Genomic DNA, 747 nt, shown 5'->3' with positions numbered 1-747 from the left:
GGTTGATCAGGGTGGTGAGCGCCTGGCGGTCCAGCTCGGCGCCGACGAAGGTCAGCGGCAGGACCAGGCGCACGGTGGCGTCCTCGTCGGACAGGTCGGCCGGGATGGTCAGCCAGTCCTCCATCCAGGCCTCCTCCGGGTTCGGCAGGGCGATCTGCTCGCGCAGGATCGGCCACAGGGCCGGGCCGTAGGTCGCCTCGTCGCCCACCAGGTCCCGCGCGACCCGCAGGTTCCACAGCACGTGGTGATCGCCGCCCATGAGGGTCCACTGGCTGACCCACACTCCGGGCAGACGGACCTTGACGATCTGGTCCAGGCCTGCGCGCTCGCGCTCGGTGCCCACGAAGGTCTTCGGCAGCTCCAGGCGGATCGGGTCGCCCGGGACGAACCAGGCCGGGACGGTCAGCCACTTCTCCCGCTTCTCGTCCTCCGGCAGCCGCAGGGCCATCCGCAGGAGGAACCACAGGTCGTCGGCGTACACCTCCTCATCGGTGGGCTCCGGCAGCTGCCAGTAGCCGAGCCCGTCCGGGCCGGTGGCGGCCACGCCGACGGCGACCAGGGCGACGGCGCCGGCGCCGAGCTGCACGCCGCCCGGGTAGGCGCTGTACAGCAGCGCGCCCCCCAGGGTCGCCAGGCGGGCGCACAGGACCCACGAGTAGGCCCAGCGCGGGTACGTCGCGGCGGACCGCCACAGCGCCCGGGGGAGGACCCACAGGCCCCGCCGGGCCCGGCCCGCCCAGCGGGCGG

1 protein-coding gene is annotated in these 747 nt (G+C 74.4%); it reads right to left on the bottom strand.

Annotated features, from left to right (window positions below):
• The coding region (locus ABD223_RS43300) for a hypothetical protein (protein ID WP_344044188.1) at positions 1 to 747 on the bottom strand (747 nt) is incomplete at both ends.

The sequence above is a fragment of the Saccharothrix xinjiangensis genome, assembly GCF_039527585.1.
Taxonomy (GTDB): Bacteria; Actinomycetota; Actinomycetes; order Mycobacteriales; family Pseudonocardiaceae; genus Actinosynnema; species Actinosynnema xinjiangensis.
This window is presented reverse-complemented; position numbering and strand designations above follow the sequence as displayed.